Genomic DNA, 20,576 nt, shown 5'->3' with positions numbered 1-20,576 from the left:
AACCGCTCGACCCCGTTCACCTCACTTGCACGACAGGATCGCTTCGGCGCTCTTCTTTGTGTCGTCCCACTCAGCAACGTTCGAATCGCCCTGCCTCGCTCATGCGAAAAGCAGAGGGTAATCGGTACATTCGGCAAAAATAAGCAGTGCCTGGAAAGCGCCCGGGTCTCGTGAAGGCGCACCGTCCCATGACGGGTCTGGTGGAATTCGCGCAGGCGAATAGAAGATTGGCCGCCGCGCTCTGCCCTCGGAATATGAGCAACGGCGGCCAAGACAGCGGCTCGCCTGGGACATGGCCAGGCGATTCCCGCCGTTTCAGCGTCACGCAGGGGCGCCGTCCTTTGTGGATGCGGACTGGTCGCCAGATAGCGGCACGTGACGACTGCGGTTACTGCACAACTCTCTCTAAATTTATGAAATCGGCGTTTTTAGGTTCCGGACTGACTAAGCAATGACCGTGCCATGTGGGCGCGTCCCTGCTGACGGGAGGTTGACGGCTATCGGGGGCACGCCCCAGGACGATTTCGTCCACAGTTTGGAGTGGGATTGGACGATTTCGTCCAATTTATGCGTGGGAGGGGCGTGATGTGCCGATTTCGTCCACTTTCGGGAATGGTCGGAACGGATTGGGTAGCGCGGCCAGGCATTTTCGATTCAGCCATCCGTCGAGATCGTGACAGCCTCCCACGCACGGATCTCGTCCTCCAGCGCCGACAACTTGCCTCGCACGAGCCCGAGCGCGTCGCTGCCCAGCAAGAGATGCGCCGGGGGCCGGTCCGCATCGATTGCCGCGAGCATGGCGCGCGCGGCTTTCCTGGGGTCTCCCGGTTGCCTGCCGCTCTTTTCTTCGCGAGCCCGACGGACAGGGTCAAAGATATCGTCGTAGTCCGGAATCGAGCGGGGCGTTCGCGTCATCGAGCGGCCGGCCCAGTCCGTGCGGAACGAACCCGGCGCGACGGCGGTCACCGCGATGCCGAAAGGCTTCACCTCTTTGCCCAACGCCTCCGAGATGCCTTCAAGCGCGAACTTGCTTCCGCAGTAGTACGAGATTCCCGGCATGGTGATGTAACCGCCCATCGACGTGATATTCAGAATGTGTCCACGGCGGCGTTCGCGCATGAAGGGCAACACGGCCTTCATCATCGCGACCGCGCCGAAAACATTCACATCGAACTGTCGACGCATCTCCGGCAAAGGCGATTCCTCCATGATGCCTTCGTGGCCATAGCCCGCGTTGTTGACGAGGACGTCGACCGGCCCCACGTTCGCCTCGATTTCCGACACGGCGCCTGCGATGGCGTCGAAGTCGGTCACGTCGAGTACGCGTCCCACAGCGGCATGCGCGGACAGCGACGTGAAATCACGCAATGCCTCCTCGCTTCTCACGGTCCCGACCACGGTGTGACCGACCGCAAGCGCCTCTTGGGCGAGCGCGCGGCCGAAGCCGCTGCTGACGCCGGTGATGAGCAGCGTTTTGCTGGATGTCATGGAAGCACGCTCCGAATGTTGTCTGGAAAGTGCATGCTAGTCTGAGAAGGAGGGCAAGATAAGCCAGATTCCGCTAATTTTCTTGCATAAAACTATGAGAAGCCAACGCGCCTTCCCCGGTCAACCCGAGCTGTCCCCGCGAAGCCAGAAGCGCATGGTTTCCCTGCTGCGCGGGTTGGCCCCGGACGAGGGCTACAACCTGACGGCGCTGCCGGGCGTCCGCATCCTGCGTTCGAACCGGGCGCTGCCGCGCACGCCGGTTCTGTACGATCCCGGCATCGTGATCGTTTGCCAGGGCCGCAAGCGCGGCTACTTCGGCGACGAGCTCTATCTGTACGATGAGCGTCACTATCTGGCCGTGTCCGTGCCCGTGCCGTTTAGCATGGAAACCGATGCGACCCCGGAGCGCCCGCTGCTCGCGCTGTATCTGCACCTCGATTTCGCGATGGCCGCCGAGCTGGCGGCGCAGATCGACCGCGAAGGCCTGACCGAGCGCAGCCAGGCGCCCCGGAGCATGACCTCCACGCCGATGGATGACGCGATGCAAACGTCCGTGTTGCGCCTGCTCGAAGCCATGCATCGGCCGCTCGAAGCCGCCGTGCTGGGCCAAGGCTTGCTGCGCGAACTGTACTTTCGTGTGCTCACCGGAGCCCAGGGCGGTTCGATGCGGGAAGCGCTGGCGATGCAGGGGCAGTTCGGCAGAATCGGCAGATCGCTACGTCTCATCCACGCTGCCTACGCGCAGTCGCTCGACGTGGCGCAGCTTGCCGAAGAAGCGGGGATGAGTGTTCCGAGCTTTCACAGCCACTTCAAGGCGATCACGCAAGTTTCGCCCATGCAGTACGTGAAGTCCACGCGCCTGCATCAGGCCCGGCTGCTGATGTTGCGCCACGACCTGACCGCCGAAGCGGCGAGCCACGCCGTGGGCTATACGAGCGCGTCCCAGTTCACGAGGGAGTTCAAACGGCTCTTTGGCTTGACGCCCGCCGCGGAGGCCAGGCGTATGCGCGAGAGTTTCGCCATTCCCGAGGCGTTCGAGGGGGCAACGTATGTCTCGTCGCACTGAGCTATCTTGCGACCCCGGAGTCGAAAAGCAACCGGGGCGAGCGGTCAGCCCAACGCCAGTCGATTCAAAAAGGCATCGACCCGATGGGTTTCCGTGGCCCACGACGTGACCAGCCGAACCACGGAATGGCGCTCGTGTGCCGGTCCCCACACGTAAAAAGCGAAGTCTTGCTTCAACGCCGCGATAACGGAATCGGGCAAGATCGCGAATACCTGGTTCGTCACCGTTTCCGCCTGAAGCGCGTAGCCATTCGACACGATTCCCGCGGCGAGTCTTGCTGCGGCCGCGTTGGCGTGCTGGGCGTTGGCAAAGAAAAGATTGGCGCTCCCAAACAATTCCTGAAACTGGATACCCAGCAGCCGGCCTTTTGCCAGCATGGCGCCGCGCTGCTTGATGTGGAAAGCAAAGTCCTCTTTCAAGGCGGGATTGCACACCACGATGGCTTCACCCAGAAGCGCACCCACCTTGGTTCCGCCGATCCAGAAAATATCGACAAGAGCGGCAATATCGGCGAGCGTTGCGTCGTTTTTGTCGGAAGCCAGTGCTGCGGCAAGGCGCGCGCCATCCAGAAATAGAATGAGGCCCCGTTCTCTGGCGAGCGCGGAAATTTTCCGCAGTTCCGCAAGCGTGTAGAGCGTGCCGGTTTCGGTCGCGTTGGACAGATAGATCAACCGGGGCTTCGCCATATGCGGGAAATGGGCATTGCTCGCCAGTGCGGCCTCGATATGTTCCGGCGTGAGCTTGCCGTCAACGGCGGGAACGGCGATGAGCTTGTGGCCCGTCGCCTCGATCGCACCGGCCTCTCTCACCACGATATGCCCCGAACTTGCCGCAATGACGGCTTCGTGCGGACGGAGGCAACTGGCGATCGAAACGATGTTCGCCATCGTGCCACTGGCTACGTAGTGGATCGCACCGTCGAACGTATCGCCAAGGCGCGCCTTGATCCGTGCCGTTGCCTCGGCGGAAAAGGCGTCGTCGCCATACGCCGCGTGCTGGCTGGTGTTGGTTTCGGTCAGGACGCGGAGGATGTCCGGGTGCGCGCCCTCGCTGTAGTCGTCGAGAAAGCTGAAAGTCGTCATTCGGTGCTTCTGCGTTGGGTGGAGGCAGCCCAGGAGAGGGGCGAGGCCAGAAATGGCAGCGTACCGACCCATTGCCCGATCGCCTTGTAAAAAATTGCAGGGGTCGCTCAGAAGCGCGCGGGCGTCACCCCGTAGGCGTCGCGAAACGCGCGGGTGAAATGGCTTTGATCGAAGAAGCCGACGGCGTGCGCAATGCCGGTGATCGGCATCTGCCGGTTCGCGGCCATCAAGGCGACGGCCTTTTCCAGCCGCATGCGTAGCAACCAGGCGTGAGGCGTCATGCCGACCGTGCGTTTGAAGCGCTTCAGGAAGCGAAACCGGTCGAGACCGACGAGGAGGGACAAGTCCTCCAGGACGATCTTGTCGGCGAGATGGGCGTCCACGAAATCCCGGATCTGTCGAAGCTGCTGCGGCGACAGCGCGCCGGAAATCGTCTGGGGAGCGGGCTGCTTCAAGCGGGCGAACAGTGATTCCAGCAGTTCGAGAACGAGCGTTTCGTTCGTCATCCCGTCGGCCGTCGTGTGCTGGAGGGCCGCATGGAGGTGGAGCAGCCGGTCGGCGAGGCCGCGGTCTTGCAGCACGATGGCGGGCTGCGAGGGGAAAGCGTGCCTGCCGGTGATTTCCTCGCCGAATCCGTTCAGCAGCGCGGGCGACAGACGAAACGTGTGCAGCGTGTAGGGGTGATCCGCATCGGCGACGCCGTCGTGGACTTCGCCCGGCGGCATGATCTGAACGGCGCCGCGCGCGAGCAGGAACGATTCGCCCCGCAAGGATTGACGCTGCACGCCGCTCGCAACCAGCCCGATATGGCAGTCGAGATGATAGTGGGGTTCGAAGCGAAACCCGGCGTATCGGGCCGTGCCGAGCGTCAAGCCTGGGACGCCGATGGAATGACGGTACTGGACTTCTTCGGACATGACTCATCTTGGGCTCGCCGCCCGCAGTCTGGCGGCCCACCCCGCGCGTTACGCTGTGAACGGGTCATTATCGCAGCTTCATGCTGGATTGCATGGGACTGCGCAGGACCGGAGCACAAGCCGGCGGCACGGCACATGGCGTGCCGTGCCGCTGGCCGCCCGCTCAGCCCTGCAGGCTGACCTTGCTGTACGTCAGCCGGCTTGGCCGCACCTGCATCCGCACGAGCGAGACGAGGAAGCTGAAACCGGCCTGATTCGGATCGATCACCGGCACATAGGCACCGAGCGCCTCGCCAAGCAGCGTCGACACACGGCTGGCAACGTTCACGAACCCCGTGCAGCCGAGCAGGATGGACTGGGCGCCGTCCTCCTTGATCGCTTTCATGGCGGCCTCGAACGTGCGCGCGACCACCACGTCCACGTTCTCCAGTTGAGCGACCGGGCAGTCGATCGCGCGGATCGACACGAACGTGTCCTCGATGCCATAGGTTTGCGGATGCGCGCGCTGCATGGCGAGCGTGCTTTGCAGGATCGTCACGATCGAGAATCGCTGGCTCAGCATCAGCGCCGCAAAGGCGGAAGGCGGAAAGCCGCCGATGATCGGAATGTCGATCACTTCCCGCGCCGCTTCGACGCCGCACATGTCGAAGTCGGTCAGCCAGATGCCGTCGAAGCCGTCCTTCTCGATCGCCTGGGCAAGTTCGACCACCGGCATGCCGTTCTGCAGCCAGTTGGTGCGGTTCTCGATGTCGGGGTGGCCGGACGTGATGTTGCGGATCTCGACCTGTACGTCCGCCGGCAGGACCGGCGCGATGGCTTTCATGATGCGGTCGTTGTACTGCGACGTGGCGACCGGCACGAGCACGCAGATGCGAATTGGCGAGTTCATGCGGCACCGCCTTCGCGACCGTGCGCAAGCGCTTCGAGCGGCACGTAGGGGCCGAGATAGCCGAAGCTGTTCAGCAGGTCCATGAAGCTGTCGAGTATCAGGCCGGGCTTGCGCAGCTCCGGCTCGGCGCGCCAGGCGATCAGCGTGACGGGCCGTTTGCCGATGGCGGGATTCAACTTTCCGTTGTCTTGAACGAGATCGCCGTTGGTGAAGATCGACTGGCCCTCGCCTTCGACGAAGTACGCCACGCTGTCCGGCGCCAGCACGATCGGCTGCGCACTGGCGCTGTCCCACGCGAGCAGCGATTCGTTCTGGTAGACCACCGTGTAGCTACGCTCGCCGGCACGAATGGAGACCTGGCCGCCGTCGAAGCCGCCGCTCGTTTTCACGGCCGCCGAAACGAGCTCGCCCGGCTCGGAGATCGCGCGGGCGGCGATGTCGCAGCGTTCGGCGAGATAGCCGATCATTTGCGAAGGACTGCGAATCTGGCCGGCCTGAACGGTGCGGCCCAGCTCCAGCGCGCGTTTGAGCGTGCCGCGCACCGGCGTGGCGCGGCCGATATCGGCCGGCGTCATCACCCACATTGCGAGGCCGCCGAACTGGCCGAACTCCGGATCGGCGACGACGGGACGCATCATCTGTTCGACGATGGCCGAGACGTCGCGCTGGTGCGACGGGCCGCCGTGGTTTCCCTTGCGCGGCGTCACGTCGAGCTCGACGCAGAGGCCGCCCTGGCTCACGAGGAAAGCCGGGCGCGGATCGATTTCCGCGGCGGCAAACGTGAGCATGGGCAGGGACGGCACGGCGCGGCCCGCGCCGTCGGCGTCGATCACGGCGAGGCCGAGCTTCGCGGCAACGAGGGCCGCCACCGTGAAGCCCAGCGCACCGCTCTCGGGCGGCATCACATAGGCGAGCTTCGCGGGCTGCGAGGCGAGCCGGGCCTGCACGTTCTGCGCGGCGATGACCGGTCCGATCGGGTGGGTGGCCTTGTTGATCGCTTCGGGCGCGCCGAGGTAGGCGACCATGACGGCCGCGCCTTCGGTGGCTTCCTCGACCGACACCACCTTGATCTTGTCCGTGGGGTAGTAGTCGCCCGCGACGAAATGCTCGGCGAGGTGCCGCGCAGACTCGATCGTGCCGCCGCCGCCGCTGCCGAAAAATGCCGCCCCGAGCAGCAGGGGTTCCAGATCTTCCCGGGTTAATTCATAGGCCATGGGTCGTTCCTTTGTTTTGAGGGTCAAGGGAAACATCGCGCCGAAGCTCGGCGAGCAAAGCGACTGCATCGATAATGCGGGTGGTGGACTCGGGCGGGAGCCCGCGCAATCCGCGGTCCAGCGTGTCGATCGCATCGGCCTCGCGGCCGGTGGACCGGAAGAGTTCGGCAAGATAGCGCGCGGCGTCCACGCGCGCGGGCACCGAACCGAAGGCAAGCGCCGTGGAGAGGGCGGTGCGCAGCCCCTGCTCCGCGGCTGTCAGGTCGCCGAGCGCCCATTGCGCGCGCGCCCGGGTGACCAGCAGTTCGCCCAGGTAGGCGCGCTCCTGGCGGGCGAGGGTTTCATCGACGGCGGTGGCGAGTATCGCTTCGCATTGCTCCGCACGGCCGGCGCGCAGCAGCAGTTCGCCGTGCTGCCAGGTCTTGAAGGAATAGAACAGCGCACCGCCGTTGCAGACCATATGGTTATCGTAGCCGTCGAGCATGACGGCTTCCGCTTCGTCGGCGTGGCCGAGCGCGCTCAACTGGCAGCCGCGGAATATCTGGCCGACGCCCCGATAAAAGGCGAAGCCGTTGGCGATCGATACCGATTCGAGCTCGCTCGCGAGCGGCCCGAGCCGCTCCCGATCGTCGAAGAGGCAGGCGAGCCACACGGCGCCCTGCAGATTGACCGCGTGCGCGAGCGCATGCGTGCCCGGTTCGGAAGCGCGCAGGATCAGCATTTCCATCGCGTGCCGGGCCTGCACGAACGCGCCGATCTGGTAGGCGGCGAGTCCTTCGAACGTCAAGGCGAGGCTCGCGAGGTCGATGCCTTGCGAGCCGGTGCGTACGTCGTTGCGGGCTACGCCAAGCAGATGGCCGCGCGCGAGACAGGCGAGCGCCTCTTCGCTGTCGCCAAGCCAGAAGAGCGTATTGGTCATGGCGAAGTGGGCTTCGTCGAGCGAGATGGCATGGCCGCTGTTCTGGGCGCGCTGCAGCATGTCCTGCGCGGTGGCGCGCGCCTGCTTGAGCTGGAGCGTCGTGAGCTGGGTCGTCCAGATGCCGAACTGGATCGCCGCGATCTCGGGCGGCTCGCAAATGCCTTCGCCCACGGCGAGCGCCGCCGCGTAACAGGCCGTGGCTTCCGCGTACAGCCAGCCGTGCACGCTGCGCAGGCTCATGCCGAGCAGCCGGTAAGCGTCGAACTGGAGACGCCGCACCGGTCCCTGTTCGGGGCCGGTCTGCAGCACGTCGAGGCAGCGCCGCAACGGGGCAATGGCATCGGCGAAGCGCGAGGCTTCGATGAGCGCGCTCGCGGTTTCCAGACATTTGTGCGCTTCGCGATGGTGCTCCTCGCGCGATTTCAGGCGGCGCTCGATCGTCTTGCGGCCCACGCCGAGCAGCGTGGCCGCGGCGCTCTTGTTGCCCGCGCTGCGCTCTAGCGCGCGGTCGATCAGCAGATCTTCGGCGACGGCGAGCTTGTCGCGTCCTTCGAGTTGCAGCAGCATGTCGGCAAGGCCGGCGCGCGAAATGGATCCCGCCGTCTCGTTGACGAGAAACGGCTCGAGCGCGTCCACGTCGATGAGCGTGCTTTCGGAGAGCACGCTTAGCCGGCTGATCAGGTTGCGCAGTTGGCGGATATGACCCGGCCAGGTGTGCCGGCTGAGCCGCCGGATGGCGGCCGGGGAAAATTCGAGGCGCCGCGTATGCTGCGAAGCAAAATGCGCGACCAGCGCGGGAATGTCCTCCACGCGCTGGTCGAGTCCGGGCAGCGCCAGCACGAAGACCGCGAGGCGGTAGAACAGATCCTCGCGGAAGAGCCCCTGGCGCGCGAGCTCGCGCAGATCCCGGTGGGTTGCCGCCACCACGCGCCCTTCGAAGCGCATGCTGGTCGAGGCGCCCACCGGGCGGAACGTGCGCGTTTCGAGCACGCGCAGCAGCTTGGGCTGCAGCGCGAGCGGCAACTCGCCGATCTCGTCGAGCAGCAGCGTGCCTTTGCCCACTTGCTGGAACAGTCCCGGGCGGCCTTCGCCCGCGCCCGTGAAAGCGCCTTTGACGTGTCCGAACAGTTCGGCTTCGACGAGATGTTCCGGAATGGCGCCGCAGTTGACGTCGACGAACGGTTGATCGTGCCGCAGGCTGCGCAGGTGCACGCGGCGCGCGACCAGTTCCTTGCCCGAACCGGTCGGCCCGATGATGAGCAGGGCGTGATCGGTGGGCGCGACGCGATCGAGCATGCGGACCAGTTGGCGAAACGCCGGCGCGTCACCGATAAACGCGCCGTGATCCGTTTTGTCTCGCGCGAACGGCACGACGGGGGAAGAACTCATGGCCTGGTGGGCTCCGGAAAAGCGGCGTGTGATTTGACCAGCAACGCGATCTGAAAACAGCCGCGGAACGCCCGTTTGGAGACCTCGCATCGGTCTGCTGCCTTGCGATTGCCTTCCGGTTTTCGGTGCGGGTAGGGGGCGTCCGCGCGGCATAGGCCGGATACGACAGCCTATGCCGACATGATCATTCAAAATTAATTAGTGTGCCAGGTGCCCGATGCGATATTCGCATTACATTGCTGACTCTTTCGTGTCAGAGAACGGGGGCGGCCAGAGCACTTTTGCAGCTTGTTGCCATGCCTGAAAACCCGCCCGGGCATTCGCACAGGATGACCATAAAATTCTGATTCGCCATGCATACAATTCGAATTGGCAGGGGTCATGTTGTGCTTATAATGAGGTCCTCTCAGGTTCTAGCACGGCCCTCGGAATGGCTAGAATCTCCTGACCGTCTCCTTGGAGACGGTTTTTTTTTGCCTCTCCGGCGCTGCCCACGCGCCATGAATTGCTTACCCAATCTTGATGATTAGTATATCTAATCAGGTTGCGAATCGGTATCGACCGCAGCATGGGCACCGTCGCGCAAACAATCGAGCGTGAGTGCGACGGCGCGGCGGCCGAGGCTGTCCGGCCGCCAGTACATCGCCACCGCGCCGGAGCTGCCGAGCGGCATCGGCATCGCCAGCACGCGCAAGATGTTAAGGCATTCGAAGCGTACCGCCGCGCGATGCGAGGCGGCGCCGATCAGTTCCGACTGGTTCAGCAGCGTCACGTTCAGCATCGAAGAGTTCGACTCCACGCAGTCGCGCGGCATGGCCCGACCCGCGGCGGCCAGCGCCGATTCCAGCGCCGTTCGTATGGGCGTGCCCGACGGCCAGACGATCCAGCGATAGTCGAACACGTCGTCCCAGGCGACCGACCGGCGTTTGGCCAGCGGATGGCCGAGGCCGACCACGAAGTTCACGGGATCGCGGTACAGCGTTTCGGTCTGCAACGCGGGATCGAGCTGGGCATTGGCGGCGCGGCCGACCACGATGTCGATTTCGCCGCGCACGAGCAGCGGCATCATCTGGTTCATGGTGCTCTCGACGAGGCGCACCTGCGCGCGCGGCATGCGCTCCACGAGCCGGGCGACCGCAAGCGGCACCGTGTCCGCTGCCGAAACGCCCGAGGTGCCGATCGACACCAGCCCGCTGCCGCCGTCACGCAGCGCGGACATGTCGTCGCGGGCGCTGTCGAGGTGCCCCTCGATGCGCCGCGCGTGCTCGATCAGCGCCTCGCCGTAGGGCGTCGGCCGCAGGCCGCGCGCGTGCCGTTCGAAGAGCGGTAGGCCCACGTCCTCTTCCAGGTCCTTCAGCCACTTCGAGAGCGCCGGCTGGGTGGTGTTGAGCGCCTCGGCCGACTGGCTCAGGTTGCCGGTCTGACCGACCGAAATCAGCATGCGCAGGTGCCGCAGCCGCAGGCGGTCCGTCCAGTCCGTGGTCATGGTGACCTCCTGGAGATATGCCGTAAATCATATACATGAGAACAATTTATGATTTTACAGGGTATAGCTCGTCGGCCTATAAATGCGTTCAGCACAGCAACGATACGAACCGCCCGTTTCGCGCATGGCGCGAGACGGACCAGATCAGGAGACTTTCATGTCCGCTTCCCTGTCCGATAGCGCGCAGGCGTCCGTCCGCGAGGCTTATTACGCGCAGATCGCGCGCCATAGCATGGCGCCGCTCTGGGAATCGCTGCACAGCCTCGTGCCGAAGGCGCCCCTGCCGCTGGCCGTTCCCGCTATCTGGAAGTACGCCGGGCTGCGCGAGCTGGTCATGGAGGCGGGCCGCGTGATCAGCGCGGAGGAAGCCGTGCGCCGCGTGCTGATCCTCGAAAATCCCGGCCTGCCCGGCAAGTCGAGCCTCACGCCGAACCTGTATGGCGGCCTGCAACTGATCCTGCCGGGCGAAATCGCACCGAGCCACCGTCACACGCAATCGGCGCTGCGTTTCATCGTGGAAGGCAAGGGCGCCTGGACCGCGGTGAACGGCGAGCGCACGACCATGCACCCGGGCGACTTCATCATCACGCCTTCGTGGACCTGGCACGATCATGGCAATCCGTCCGTGGAAGAGGGCGGCGAGCCTGTGGTCTGGCTCGACGGCCTCGATATCCCGCTGCTCGCGCACCTCGATGCCGGGTTTGCCGAAAACTACCCGGAGGCCGTGCAGCCGGTCACGCGGCCCGAGGGCGACAGCTTCGCACGCTTCGGCTACAACATGATGCCGGTGCGCCACGTGAGCCACGACCCCACTTCGCCGATCTTCAGCTATCCGTACGAACGCAGCCGCGAGGCGCTCGACACGCTCTACCGCCACGGCGAGCTCGACGAATGGGACGGCGTGAAGCTGCGCTACGTGAACCCCACCACCGGCGGCTGGCCGATGCCCACCATGGCGACCTTCATGCAGTTCCTGCCGAAGGGCTTCAAGGGCAAGACCTACCGGAGCACGGACTCCACCGTGTATTGCGTGGTGGAGGGCCGGGGCACGGCGTACGTCGGCGACACCACGCTGGCCTTCGAGCCGCATGACGTGTTCGTCGCTCCTTCATGGCTGCCGGTACGGCTCGAAGCGGAGACCGACGCGGTGCTCTTCAGCTACTCCGATCGCCCCGTGCTGGCCGCACTGAATCTGTTGCGCGAGGAGCGCAGCCAGTAACGACGCGCCGGGGCGCCGTCGCCGAACTTCCCGCAGGAGACGTGCAACCCGCGCCGCCAAGCTGGTGCGGGCAGGCCTCCTTCGTTCCTAAGCATTCCTGAGTGGGCCGAGTCCCACCGATTGAAGAGAGCAAACATCATGGCATTCGTATTTCCTCCCGAGGCGCCTGTCGCCCTTTCCGTGGCAGGCTCCGACGACCAGTTCGCGGTGCGCCGCGTCTACTGCGTGGGCCGCAACTACGCGGCCCACGCCCGCGAGATGGGCTTCGATCCGGACCGCGAGCCGCCGTTCTTCTTCTGCAAGCCCGATAACGCTGTCGTGCCGGTCGCCTACGGCGAGACGCTCGAATTGCCCTATCCCGCGCAGACACAGAACTACCACTACGAGGCCGAGCTCGTGGCGGTGATCGGCAAGAGCGGCGCGGACATCCCGCTCGAAAACGCCCTCGAATACGTGTGGGGCTACGCCGTGGGCCTCGATATGACCCGCCGCGACCTGCAGATGAAGATGCGCGAAATGGGTCGCCCGTGGGAAATCGGCAAGGCCTTCGATCTTTCCGCGCCGGTCGGTCCGGTTCATCCGGCGAGCCGCGTGGGTCACTTCGACCGGGCCGGACTGTGGCTCACCGTGAACGGCGAAACGAAGCAAAAGAGCGACGTCTCGCACCTCATCTGGTCGGTGGCCGAGACCGTTGCGTATCTGTCGAAGTTCTTCTGCCTTGAACCGGGCGACGTGATCTTCACCGGCACGCCCGAAGGCGTGGGCCCCGTGAAGGCCGGCGAGACGATGAAGGTGGGCGTCGAGCGCCTTGGCGAACTGACCGTGAAGGTGGTCTGAGCCGCCGCGCTTCGGACCGAAGGAAGGGCATCGTGCAACTCTATAGTTTCTTCAACAGCTCGACTTCGTATCGTGTGCGCATTGCGCTCAATCTCAAGGGCGTGGCGTACGAATACGAGGGCGTGAACATACGCGTCGGAGCGCATCGCGACGCGCAGTATGTGGCGGGCGTGAATCCGTCGGCGTCTGTACCCGCGATCGTCGACGGCGATTTCCACCTCGGGCAGTCGCTCGCGATCATCGACTGGCTCGACGCGCGCTATCCCGAGCCGCGTCTCATCCCGGCCGAACCCGAGGCGCGCGCACGCGTGCTGGAGCTTGCTTACCTGATCGGTTGCGATATCCATCCCGTCAACAATCTGCGGATCCTGCGTTATCTGCAGGACGAACTAAAAGTGTCGGCCGCGCAGAAGAACGCATGGTACCGGCACTGGGTGGACGAAGGCATGGCTGCCGTGGAGCGGCTGCTCGAGCGTGCCGCACCGACGCACGAAGGCCCGTGGTGCTTCGGCGCGCAACCTACGCTCGCCGACTGCTGTCTCGTGCCGCAGATCGCGAACGCGCTGCGCATGGGCTGCGAACTGGACGCGTATCCGCGCAGCCTCGCGGTCTACCGGCATGCGAGCGCGCATCCCGCCTTCGTCGCCGCCGAGCCGCAGCGACAACCCGATTACACGGACTGAGCGCCGCGCCCGCTACCCTTCAGGAGACAAACATGGAACAAACCCTTTCAACGCGCCGCGCAATCGTCGTCGGCGGCGGCATCGGCGGACTGGCCGCGGCGCTCGCGCTTGCACGCGAAAACGTGCAGGTGCTGCTGCTCGAACAGGCCGCCCAGATCGGCGAGATCGGCGCGGGCATCCAGCTGGGCCCCAACGCGTTCAACGCGCTCGATGCGCTGGGCGCCGGCGAGGCTGCGCGCAATCGCGCGGTCTTCACGGACTCGCTCTCCTTGATGGACGCGACCAACGCGAAGCCGGTCGCCCGCATCGAAACCGGCGAGCGCTTTCGCGAGCGCTTTGGCAATCCCTACGCGGTGATTCATCGCGCGGACATTCACCTGTCGATCCTCGAAGCCGTGCAGGGCAACCCGCGCATCCAGTTCCGCACGAACACGCAGGTCTGCGGATTCGAGCAGGACGAGCGGGGCGTGACGGTCATCGATCAGCACGGCGAACATTACCGGGCCGACGCGGTGATCGGCTGCGACGGCGTGAAGTCGGCGATCCGCGCGGCCCTGATCGGCGACGAACCGTGCGTGACCGGGCATGTCGTCTATCGCGCCGTGGTCGATGTCGAGAATATGCCGGAGGACCTGCAGATCAATGCCCCTGTCGTGTGGGCGGGCCCGCATTGCCACCTCGTGCACTATCCGCTGCGCGGCGGCCGCCAGTACAACCTCGTCGTCACGTTCCACAGCCGCGAGCAGGAGGTGTGGGGCGTGCGCGACGGCAGCAAGGAGGAAGTGCTCTCGTACTTCGAAGGCATTCACGCGCTGCCGCACCAGATGCTCGACCGGCCCACCTCGTGGCGCCGCTGGGCGACGGCCGACCGCGATCCGGTTGCGCAATGGAGCTTCGGGCGCGCGACGATACTCGGCGATGCCGCGCATCCGATGACGCAATACATCGCGCAGGGCGCCTGCCAGGCGCTGGAAGACGCCGTCACGCTGGGCGCTGCCGTGCGCGAGGCCGACGGCGATTTCGAGGCCGCATTCAAGCGCTACGAGGCCGCGCGCATTCCGCGCACCGCGCGCGTGCTGTACTCGGCGCGGGAGATGGGGCGCATCTACCACGCGAAGGGCGTCGACCGGCTCGTGCGCAATTCGCTGTGGGTCGGCCGCACCCAGGAGCAGTTCTACGACGCGCTTCAATGGCTGCACGGCTGGCGGGCGCAGGATTGTCTCGCCGACGCGCAAGCCTGACGCTCACGCATTTCCTTTCCTCAATTCACGACAAGATCGGCAGGCCGCGCCCGGCGGGCGTGGATCATGCCGGCAATCCTTTCCAGGAGACAGGCATGTCCACCGTGGCATCCATCGATGTGACCGCGTTCATCGACCGGCATCGCGTTTCGCGATTCCAGCTACTGATCGTTACCCTTTGCTTTCTGATTGTCGCGATCGACGGTTTCGACACCGCGGCGATCGGTTTCATCGCCCCCGCCATCCACGCCTGGTGGCACTTGTCGCCGAAGCAGCTTGCGCCGATTTTCGGCGCGGGCCTCGCGGGTCTGATGGCGGGTGCGTTCGTGTTCGGTCCTTTCGGCGACCGGATCGGGCGCAAGCGTCTGCTGCTGGTCTGCGTGCTGGCGTTTGGCGTGGCGAGCATCGTGTCGGCCGCCGCGCCCACGCCGGGATGGCTGATCGCGCTGCGCTTTCTCACCGGGCTCGGGCTGGGCGGCGCCATGCCGAACGCGATCACGCTCACGTCCGAATACTGTCCGTCCGCGCGCCGTTCGTTCCTCGTGACGACCATGTTCTGCGGCTTCACCTGCGGTTCCGCGCTCGGCGGTTTCGCGGCGGCGGCGCTCATCGAAAACTTCGGCTGGCGCTCGGTGCTGCTGGCCGGCGGGATCGCGCCGCTCGGGATCGGCATTGCGATCGCGTTGCTGCTGCCCGAATCGGTGCGCTACATGGTGAACGCACGCGTGCCGGCGGCCGCGATTGCGCGCACGCTCGCGCGCATTGCGCCGGAGCCCGCGCTGAACGGCGCCGTCTTCACGGTCGACGATGGCGGCGCTCATGCTCACGCTCGAGCGCACTCGACCGGGCGGCGCGTTCTCGATCTGCTCACGCCCGAGCTTCGGCGCGGCACGCTGCTGCTGTGGACGACGTTTTTCACGAGCCTGCTCGTGATCTACCTGTTGTCGAGCTGGCTGCCCACGCTCCTGCACACGAGCGGCGCCACGATACGCACGGCGGCTCTCGTCACCGCCATGTTCCAGGTGGGCGGCACGCTCGGTGCGATCGTGCTCGGCTGGCTGATGGACCGCCTGAAACCCTGCAATGTGCTGGCGCTCAGCTATGCGGCGGCCGGGCTCTTCGTCGCGGCCCTCGGCTATCTGACGGCGTCGCCGTGGCTCGCGGCGCTGGCGGTGTGCGGGGCCGGCTTCTGCGTGTCGGGCTCGCAGGTCGGGGCGAATGCGCTCTCCGCCGCGTTTTATCCCACGGCTTGCCGCGCCACGGGCGTGAGCATGGCGAACGGTGTCGGGCGAATCGGCTCGGTGGTGGGCGCCGTGGCGGGCGGCGCGATGCTGGCTTCGGGAATGACGATGCCGGCGCTCTTTGTCAGCATTGCGATACCCGCAGTCGTGGCCGGGTTGGCGATGGCGTTGTTCGGGCTGGTGCTGCACGGCAGCCGCCAGGCCGTGCAGTTGACCCGGGGCGTTTGAGCGGCTTGCGTCATGCCGGGCGCGTCGCGCCGATGGCCGGTTCCCGGCACAGGCTGGCGACGCGGCCATGCGGCCGAAACCCGATCGATTCGTAGATGGCGCCGGCGTAATACGCTTCGTCGGCGACCATGACGAGCTTTTCCGCGCGCCCGGTGGTCAACCTGATCGCCTCGCTCACGAGGGTCTTGCAGACACGCTGGTTGCGATGGTGCTTCGCGGTGGTGACCGACTGGAAGCGCCCCAGGCCATCGAGAAAGAACAGGCCGAGGCTGCCCGCCAGTTCGTCCTCGACGAAGGCGCCCCAGCAGTCTCCCAGGCCGCGCTCGATCAGGTGCCGCCAGGTCGCCTGCAGATGCGCCATATAGCGCCGCGAGCTGGGGGCAAACGGATCGGCCAGGTCGGCAAAGTGCATACGGGACCAGTCGTCCCCGTCTCGCTGCGATTCGAGTCGGCGCACCTCGATACGCGGGTTGATCGCAACGTTGCGGACGTCGTGCGGATGTGCGGCAAGCACCCGGCAGACCGTCAGGTCATAGCCTTGCCGAACCCATGCGTCGGCGCTGACGGGGCTATCGGGCGTTCCGGGTGCTTCAGGCCACACGAAGGTTCGATGCGCGATGCGCGGCGGTGTCCCGACCAGGCGCGCGAAGTCGTGTTCGAGGCGCTCGATATCGCTGTCCGCTGGCCGCTGCCGCAGGAAAAGCAGGTTGCCGAAGAAGTAATCCGGGGCGTCCGGCGTCCGGACGACGACGTAGTTGCCCTCCGAATTGACGGTTCCCGTTTCCCGGAGGAGCAGCAGATCCGTAAAGAGTCCCAGGTTATCGGTAAAGTGCGCGGCAAAGCGTCGCTCGTCGTTCATGAATCGCCTTCCTCGTCCTCATGCAAATGGGCGTTCGATTGTAGCCCGCTCGCCGCGCATCACCTGGATCTTCCGCCCTTAGCCGGTAAGACGAGGCCGATACGGATGGCGTTGCGTCCGCGTAGGAGCCCCGCCGCGTGCTAGACATAGGACTAGTCCGAAATGGTTTAGGCGGCCCCTGCCGCACTCCGCGCAGGAACGGCCAGGGCTCTCTCGGAGGGGTGCTGGACGCATTCCCGCACTCGGGGCGGCCGGTCCTTTCCGCCCCTCCGAATAGGCTCATCGCGCCGAAACCGTCGTTTCTGTGCGAACTGACAAATGGCTGTTGGCGTTAAGAAGCAGTCGTGGGGGGGCGGGGGGAAACGGACGGCTGCCAAGAGGCGGGTAAGGCCAACTGCATCGGGCGGCAGCCGGCCACTTTCTGACAGTCGACTCCGACTCACGGAGCGTTGACAATTGTGCCCGCAAAGGGCGCTACTCCACCCCGCAGATCGACGAAGACAAAAAAGAAGAGCGCACCTCGCTGACTGCGGCTCCGGGTGTATGGTGCCCGCGCCTGTCAATGGCATACGACGCGAGCGGTAGCGATCCTGCTGCCATCCGTTATCGGATTTCACCATTGGGAATCGTGGCAATCAGATACCGGTGGCCGGGCTTACATCGGCGGGACCACGCCATCCTTTTCGACCACAATCACATGGCCGTCGTAACTGTCATTCGCCTCTGGCGTCGCAACGACGAATACCGCCTTGCCAGCCGTCAGATCAGCACGGGTCGCGGGAATCAGCGTCACGACTGGAACGTTGGCCGGCACGGTGACGACGTTATTCCCTCCCTTGTAAGACAGCTTGAGGTCCCGCCCGCTGGTACCCTGCACGACGCTGTCGACATTGGCGTTCGTCATTGTGCTGTTCGTACCGAAGTCCCACGCGTAATGCCCTTCGCCCGTACCGCGCGCGGCATCCGGGAAGACCAGCACTTCCCTCGCCGTCAGCTTGCCGTCCGCCCCGGTCATTGCCGCGGTGCCAACGTAGGACCCGGGCTTGATGTCGGATAACTGGATCGCCTTGACGGCATTGACGCTCACCGAGTCCTTGACCTCAATGGTGACCGTGTCGCCGCTATGGCGGTGCACCTTCAGGATATCGCCGGACACGGACACGATCTCGCCACGAATGCGTTCGGGCTTGCCGGCCGGGGATTGCGCGACAGCGGCACCGGCAAAAGCCAGCGTAACGAGGGAAACAGCGAGTTTGAATCGAATGGACATGAATGCTCCGTATGGTGTGTTGCGTCAAAAGACTCTGTCGTGAGCGGCATTGGCGGTTCAGGAGCCGCCGAACCAGTTGTATCCCTGGTTTTCCCAGTAACCGCCGGGAAATTGATTCGTCACCGTGATGGCGACAATATGCTTCGCGTTCTTGTAGCCGAGCTTCGTCGGCATGCGCAGCTTCATCGGGAAACCGTACTTCGGAGGCAGCACATTGCCGTCGTAGGTCAGCGTGAGCTGCGTCTGCGGATGCAGCGCGGTCGGCATGTCGATGCTGGTCCAGTAGTTGTCCGCACAATGCAGCGCAACATATTTCGCCCGCGTATCGGCGCCGGCGCGCGCGAGGAAATCGGAGAAGCGCACGCCGCCCCATCTGCCGATCGCACTCCAGCCTTCGATGCAGATATGCCGGGTAATCTGGTCCTTCTGGGGGAGCGCCCGCAACTCGTCGAGCGTCCAGTGGCGTTTACCGCCAACCAGCCCGCCCAGTTCTAGACGGTAGGTTCCCGCATCGACGTCCGGCACCTGGTCGATGTCGTAGAACGCATTGAACGGGAACGGGCGCGCGATCATCGACTCCGGATACGTCGGCGCCAGTTTGCGTGGATCGAATAGCAGTGCCTGTGCGTCGTCGTTGAACGCCGACATCTTGCGCAGCATGGCGTCGACCGACTTGTCGCTGGTCAGATCGCATCCCGACAGCAGGACCAGACCGCCGAGCGTGAGAATGCGCTTGCCGAGCAGGCGCCGCGCCGGCGATTCGAGTTCCCGGTGCGCGTCCCTGATGATCGACGCTGCGTCCGGACGGGACATCGGGTCGGGTTTTCGCACGGGTTGACGGGAGCGCATGGTTATCGGCCTCGGATCATGGCGAGCAGGGAGCGCGGCACCAGTGCGACCATGGCCAGGTGAACGGCGAGGAAAGCGACGATGACCGCCATCGCGACAAAGTGGACGACGCGCGCGTTGTCGAATCCGCCCAGCGCACCGGCAAGCACGGGGAATTGCACCGGTTTCCAGATCGCCAGCCCCGACAGCACGAGCAGCACGAGATCGGCAAGCGCCAGGAGATAGGCAAACTTCTGCACCGTGTTGTACTGGCTGAGATCGTCGTGACCGAGCTTGCCCTGAAGTGCCGCGAGCATGTCGCGCGCAATGGCGCGCACGCCGACAGGCAGCAGCTTGTTCCGCAGCCGGCCCGTGATGAGGCCCATCCCGAGATAGACGACGACATTCGCCACAAGCACCCACATGAGTGCGAAGTGCCAGAGCAGTGCGCCACCCAGCCAGCCACCGAGCGTGATCGACGCAGGAAAGCGGATCGCGCGGAAGACTGGCGACGCGTCGTAGACCTGCCAGCCACTCAGGCACATGGCAATAACCGTTGCGGCGTTGATCCAGTGAAAGACCCGCACCCAGCCAGGATGGATTGTGGTGTGACTCAAAGTGGCCTCAACTGAGGGAAGTTTTACAATACCTGGCCGGTTGATTGCTCTGCAGGCGGTTCCTCGCGGTTCATGCCCTGCCATGGGCCGGCGTGACAGTTAGAATCGCAGCCCAAGGCGCGCAGCGGTATCGGTCAAATGTCCGATCCTCGCGCTACGCTGCCTGTTGCAATAACGGACGACATGCATGGATGCAGCGCAGAACGAACACGGAAATTTCCCGGACAGGCACGCGTTGGTGCCGGCTTACGACGCGGTGAAGGCTCTGGCTTTTGTCGGCGATCTCAGCATGGGGCAGCCGACCGACCATTCGCTGCGTACGGCCTGGCTTGCCGCGCAACTGGCCCGCGCAGCCGGCGAACGCGACTTGGATATCGCGACGGCAGTGGAAGCTGCATTGCTGCGCTGGTCGGGCTGCACGGCCAATGCACCTGGATTCTCCGATGCACTGGGCGACGACGTGGCCGTGCGCGAAGCCATGCTGGCGCAACGCCAGGGCTGGGCGAAATCGCTCGATCCGCTCGGCGTACGGGACACATTGATCCCGCTCGCGCAGATTCACTGCGAGGTGTCTGGCGAAGTCGCGCGAATACTGCGGCTCTCCACCGAAACCGAAGCCGCGCTACGCCATATTTTCGAAACATGGGACGGCAGCGGCCTTCCCGACGGACTCTCCGGCACGTCGGTGCCGCGCGCCGTCTTCATGGTGGCGCTGGCCAGCGACCTTGAAATCTTCAGCCGCGTCTATGGCCTGCCCCGCGCCCTTGCGCTGATCGAGGAGCAGTCCGGTATGCGTTACCCGCGCGAACTCGCCATGCTGGTCACAGATCGCGCCACGGACTGGCTAGACAGGCTTGCGTTGCTCGAACCCGCCACGCTGGCCGAAGCAGTCGTCACGCCTCACATGCAGGAGACGACGTCCGTCGAACTCATCGCCGATGTGATCGACCTGAAACTGCCGTGGATGACCGGTTATTCGCGGGCAGTCGCATCTGCCGCCGTCGCATGCCTGGCCCGGCTGGGTGGCGATGACCCAGCTCTCGCCCAGGTGTTACGGCTCGGGCTATTTGAGTTTGGGCGGGGGGTATTTGTCTCGCGTTCGT

18 protein-coding genes are annotated in these 20,576 nt (G+C 64.9%); 7 read left to right on the top strand and 11 right to left on the bottom strand.

Annotated features, from left to right (window positions below; genetic code table 11):
* Positions 1-654 precede the first annotated feature (654 nt).
* On the bottom strand, positions 655-1,488 hold the full coding sequence (locus V8683_RS19320) for an oxidoreductase (RefSeq protein WP_411191944.1): 834 nt from the start codon (positions 1,486-1,488) through the stop codon (positions 655-657).
* A gap of 154 nt (positions 1,489-1,642) precedes the next feature.
* Between V8683_RS19320 and V8683_RS19315 the strand changes: the two genes are divergently transcribed.
* On the top strand, positions 1,643-2,554 hold the full coding sequence (locus V8683_RS19315; RefSeq protein WP_411191945.1) for an AraC family transcriptional regulator: 912 nt from the start codon (positions 1,643-1,645) through the stop codon (positions 2,552-2,554).
* 44 nt (positions 2,555-2,598) lie between these two features.
* Here the strand turns inward: V8683_RS19315 and V8683_RS19310 are convergent, their stop codons facing one another.
* The 6 genes from V8683_RS19310 to V8683_RS19285 all read right to left on the bottom strand — a co-directional run bounded on the left by V8683_RS19310 (position 2,599) and on the right by V8683_RS19285 (position 10,450).
* Positions 2,599-3,636, bottom strand: coding sequence for a threonine aldolase family protein (locus V8683_RS19310; protein WP_411191946.1), 1,038 nt, complete (start codon positions 3,634-3,636; stop codon positions 2,599-2,601).
* Between the two features lie 107 nt (positions 3,637-3,743).
* Positions 3,744-4,508: an AraC family transcriptional regulator gene (locus V8683_RS19305; RefSeq protein ID WP_462848228.1), complete on the bottom strand. Its 765-nt coding sequence runs from the start codon at positions 4,506-4,508 to the stop codon at positions 3,744-3,746.
* Between the two features lie 208 nt (positions 4,509-4,716).
* Positions 4,717-5,442: an aspartate/glutamate racemase family protein gene (locus tag V8683_RS19300; protein WP_411191948.1), complete on the bottom strand. Its 726-nt coding sequence runs from the start codon at positions 5,440-5,442 to the stop codon at positions 4,717-4,719.
* Positions 5,439-6,656 (bottom strand): S-methyl thiohydantoin desulfurase domain-containing protein, encoded by a 1,218-nt coding sequence (locus V8683_RS19295; protein WP_411191949.1) that lies wholly within the window; start codon positions 6,654-6,656, stop codon positions 5,439-5,441. The genes V8683_RS19300 and V8683_RS19295 overlap by 4 nt, the downstream gene beginning before the upstream one ends.
* Positions 6,646-8,964: a sigma 54-interacting transcriptional regulator gene (locus V8683_RS19290; RefSeq protein WP_411191950.1), complete on the bottom strand. Its 2,319-nt coding sequence runs from the start codon at positions 8,962-8,964 to the stop codon at positions 6,646-6,648. Before V8683_RS19290 ends, V8683_RS19295 begins: the two co-directional genes overlap by 11 nt.
* Before the next feature lie 535 nt (positions 8,965-9,499).
* Positions 9,500-10,450 (bottom strand): LysR substrate-binding domain-containing protein, encoded by a 951-nt coding sequence (locus tag V8683_RS19285; RefSeq protein WP_411191951.1) that lies wholly within the window; start codon positions 10,448-10,450, stop codon positions 9,500-9,502.
* Positions 10,451-10,607: 157 nt separating this feature from the next.
* On the opposite strand from V8683_RS19285, the gene gtdA reads away from it, so the two are divergent.
* The 5 genes from gtdA to V8683_RS19260 all read left to right on the top strand — a co-directional run bounded on the left by gtdA (position 10,608) and on the right by V8683_RS19260 (position 15,899).
* Positions 10,608-11,669, top strand: coding sequence for a gentisate 1,2-dioxygenase (gtdA, locus tag V8683_RS19280; RefSeq protein ID WP_411191952.1), 1,062 nt, complete (start codon positions 10,608-10,610; stop codon positions 11,667-11,669).
* A 138-nt stretch (positions 11,670-11,807) separates the two neighbouring features.
* Positions 11,808-12,506, top strand: a complete 699-nt coding sequence (locus tag V8683_RS19275; RefSeq protein WP_411191953.1) for a fumarylacetoacetate hydrolase family protein — start codon at positions 11,808-11,810, stop codon at positions 12,504-12,506.
* A gap of 32 nt (positions 12,507-12,538) precedes the next feature.
* The gene (maiA, locus tag V8683_RS19270) at positions 12,539-13,189 is read left to right on the top strand and encodes a maleylacetoacetate isomerase (RefSeq protein WP_411191954.1); all 651 of its coding nucleotides are present in this window, start codon (positions 12,539-12,541) and stop codon (positions 13,187-13,189) included.
* 32 nt (positions 13,190-13,221) lie between these two features.
* Positions 13,222-14,430: a 3-hydroxybenzoate 6-monooxygenase gene (locus V8683_RS19265; RefSeq protein ID WP_411191955.1), complete on the top strand. Its 1,209-nt coding sequence runs from the start codon at positions 13,222-13,224 to the stop codon at positions 14,428-14,430.
* 95 nt (positions 14,431-14,525) lie between these two features.
* The gene (locus tag V8683_RS19260) at positions 14,526-15,899 is read left to right on the top strand and encodes an MFS transporter (RefSeq protein WP_411191956.1); all 1,374 of its coding nucleotides are present in this window, start codon (positions 14,526-14,528) and stop codon (positions 15,897-15,899) included.
* Between the two features lie 10 nt (positions 15,900-15,909).
* On the opposite strand, the gene V8683_RS19255 is transcribed toward V8683_RS19260, so the two are convergent.
* From V8683_RS19255 to V8683_RS19240, 4 genes are all read right to left on the bottom strand, one after another.
* Positions 15,910-16,758 carry a GNAT family N-acetyltransferase gene (locus tag V8683_RS19255; RefSeq protein WP_411191957.1) on the bottom strand — a complete coding sequence of 283 codons (849 nt, stop codon included), beginning with the start codon at positions 16,756-16,758 and terminating at the stop codon, positions 15,910-15,912.
* Positions 16,759-17,413: 655 nt separating this feature from the next.
* Positions 17,414-18,028, bottom strand: coding sequence for a hypothetical protein (locus V8683_RS19250; RefSeq protein ID WP_411191958.1), 615 nt, complete (start codon positions 18,026-18,028; stop codon positions 17,414-17,416).
* Between the two features lie 57 nt (positions 18,029-18,085).
* Positions 18,086-18,877, bottom strand: a complete 792-nt coding sequence (locus tag V8683_RS19245; protein ID WP_411191959.1) for a molybdopterin-dependent oxidoreductase — start codon at positions 18,875-18,877, stop codon at positions 18,086-18,088.
* A gap of 2 nt (positions 18,878-18,879) precedes the next feature.
* A complete protein-coding gene (locus V8683_RS19240) occupies positions 18,880-19,473 on the bottom strand; it encodes a cytochrome b/b6 domain-containing protein (RefSeq protein WP_411191960.1) in 594 nt (197 codons plus the stop codon).
* A 187-nt stretch (positions 19,474-19,660) separates the two neighbouring features.
* Here V8683_RS19240 and V8683_RS19235 point away from each other — a divergent pair.
* Positions 19,661-20,576, top strand: a 916-nt coding sequence (locus V8683_RS19235) for an HD-GYP domain-containing protein (RefSeq protein ID WP_462880666.1), incomplete at its 3' end; no start/stop codon positions are given.

The organism is Paraburkholderia sp. AV2 (assembly GCF_054968425.1).
The sequence above is the reverse complement of the archived record's forward strand: the minus strand, read 5'-3'. Positions and strand labels throughout refer to the sequence as shown.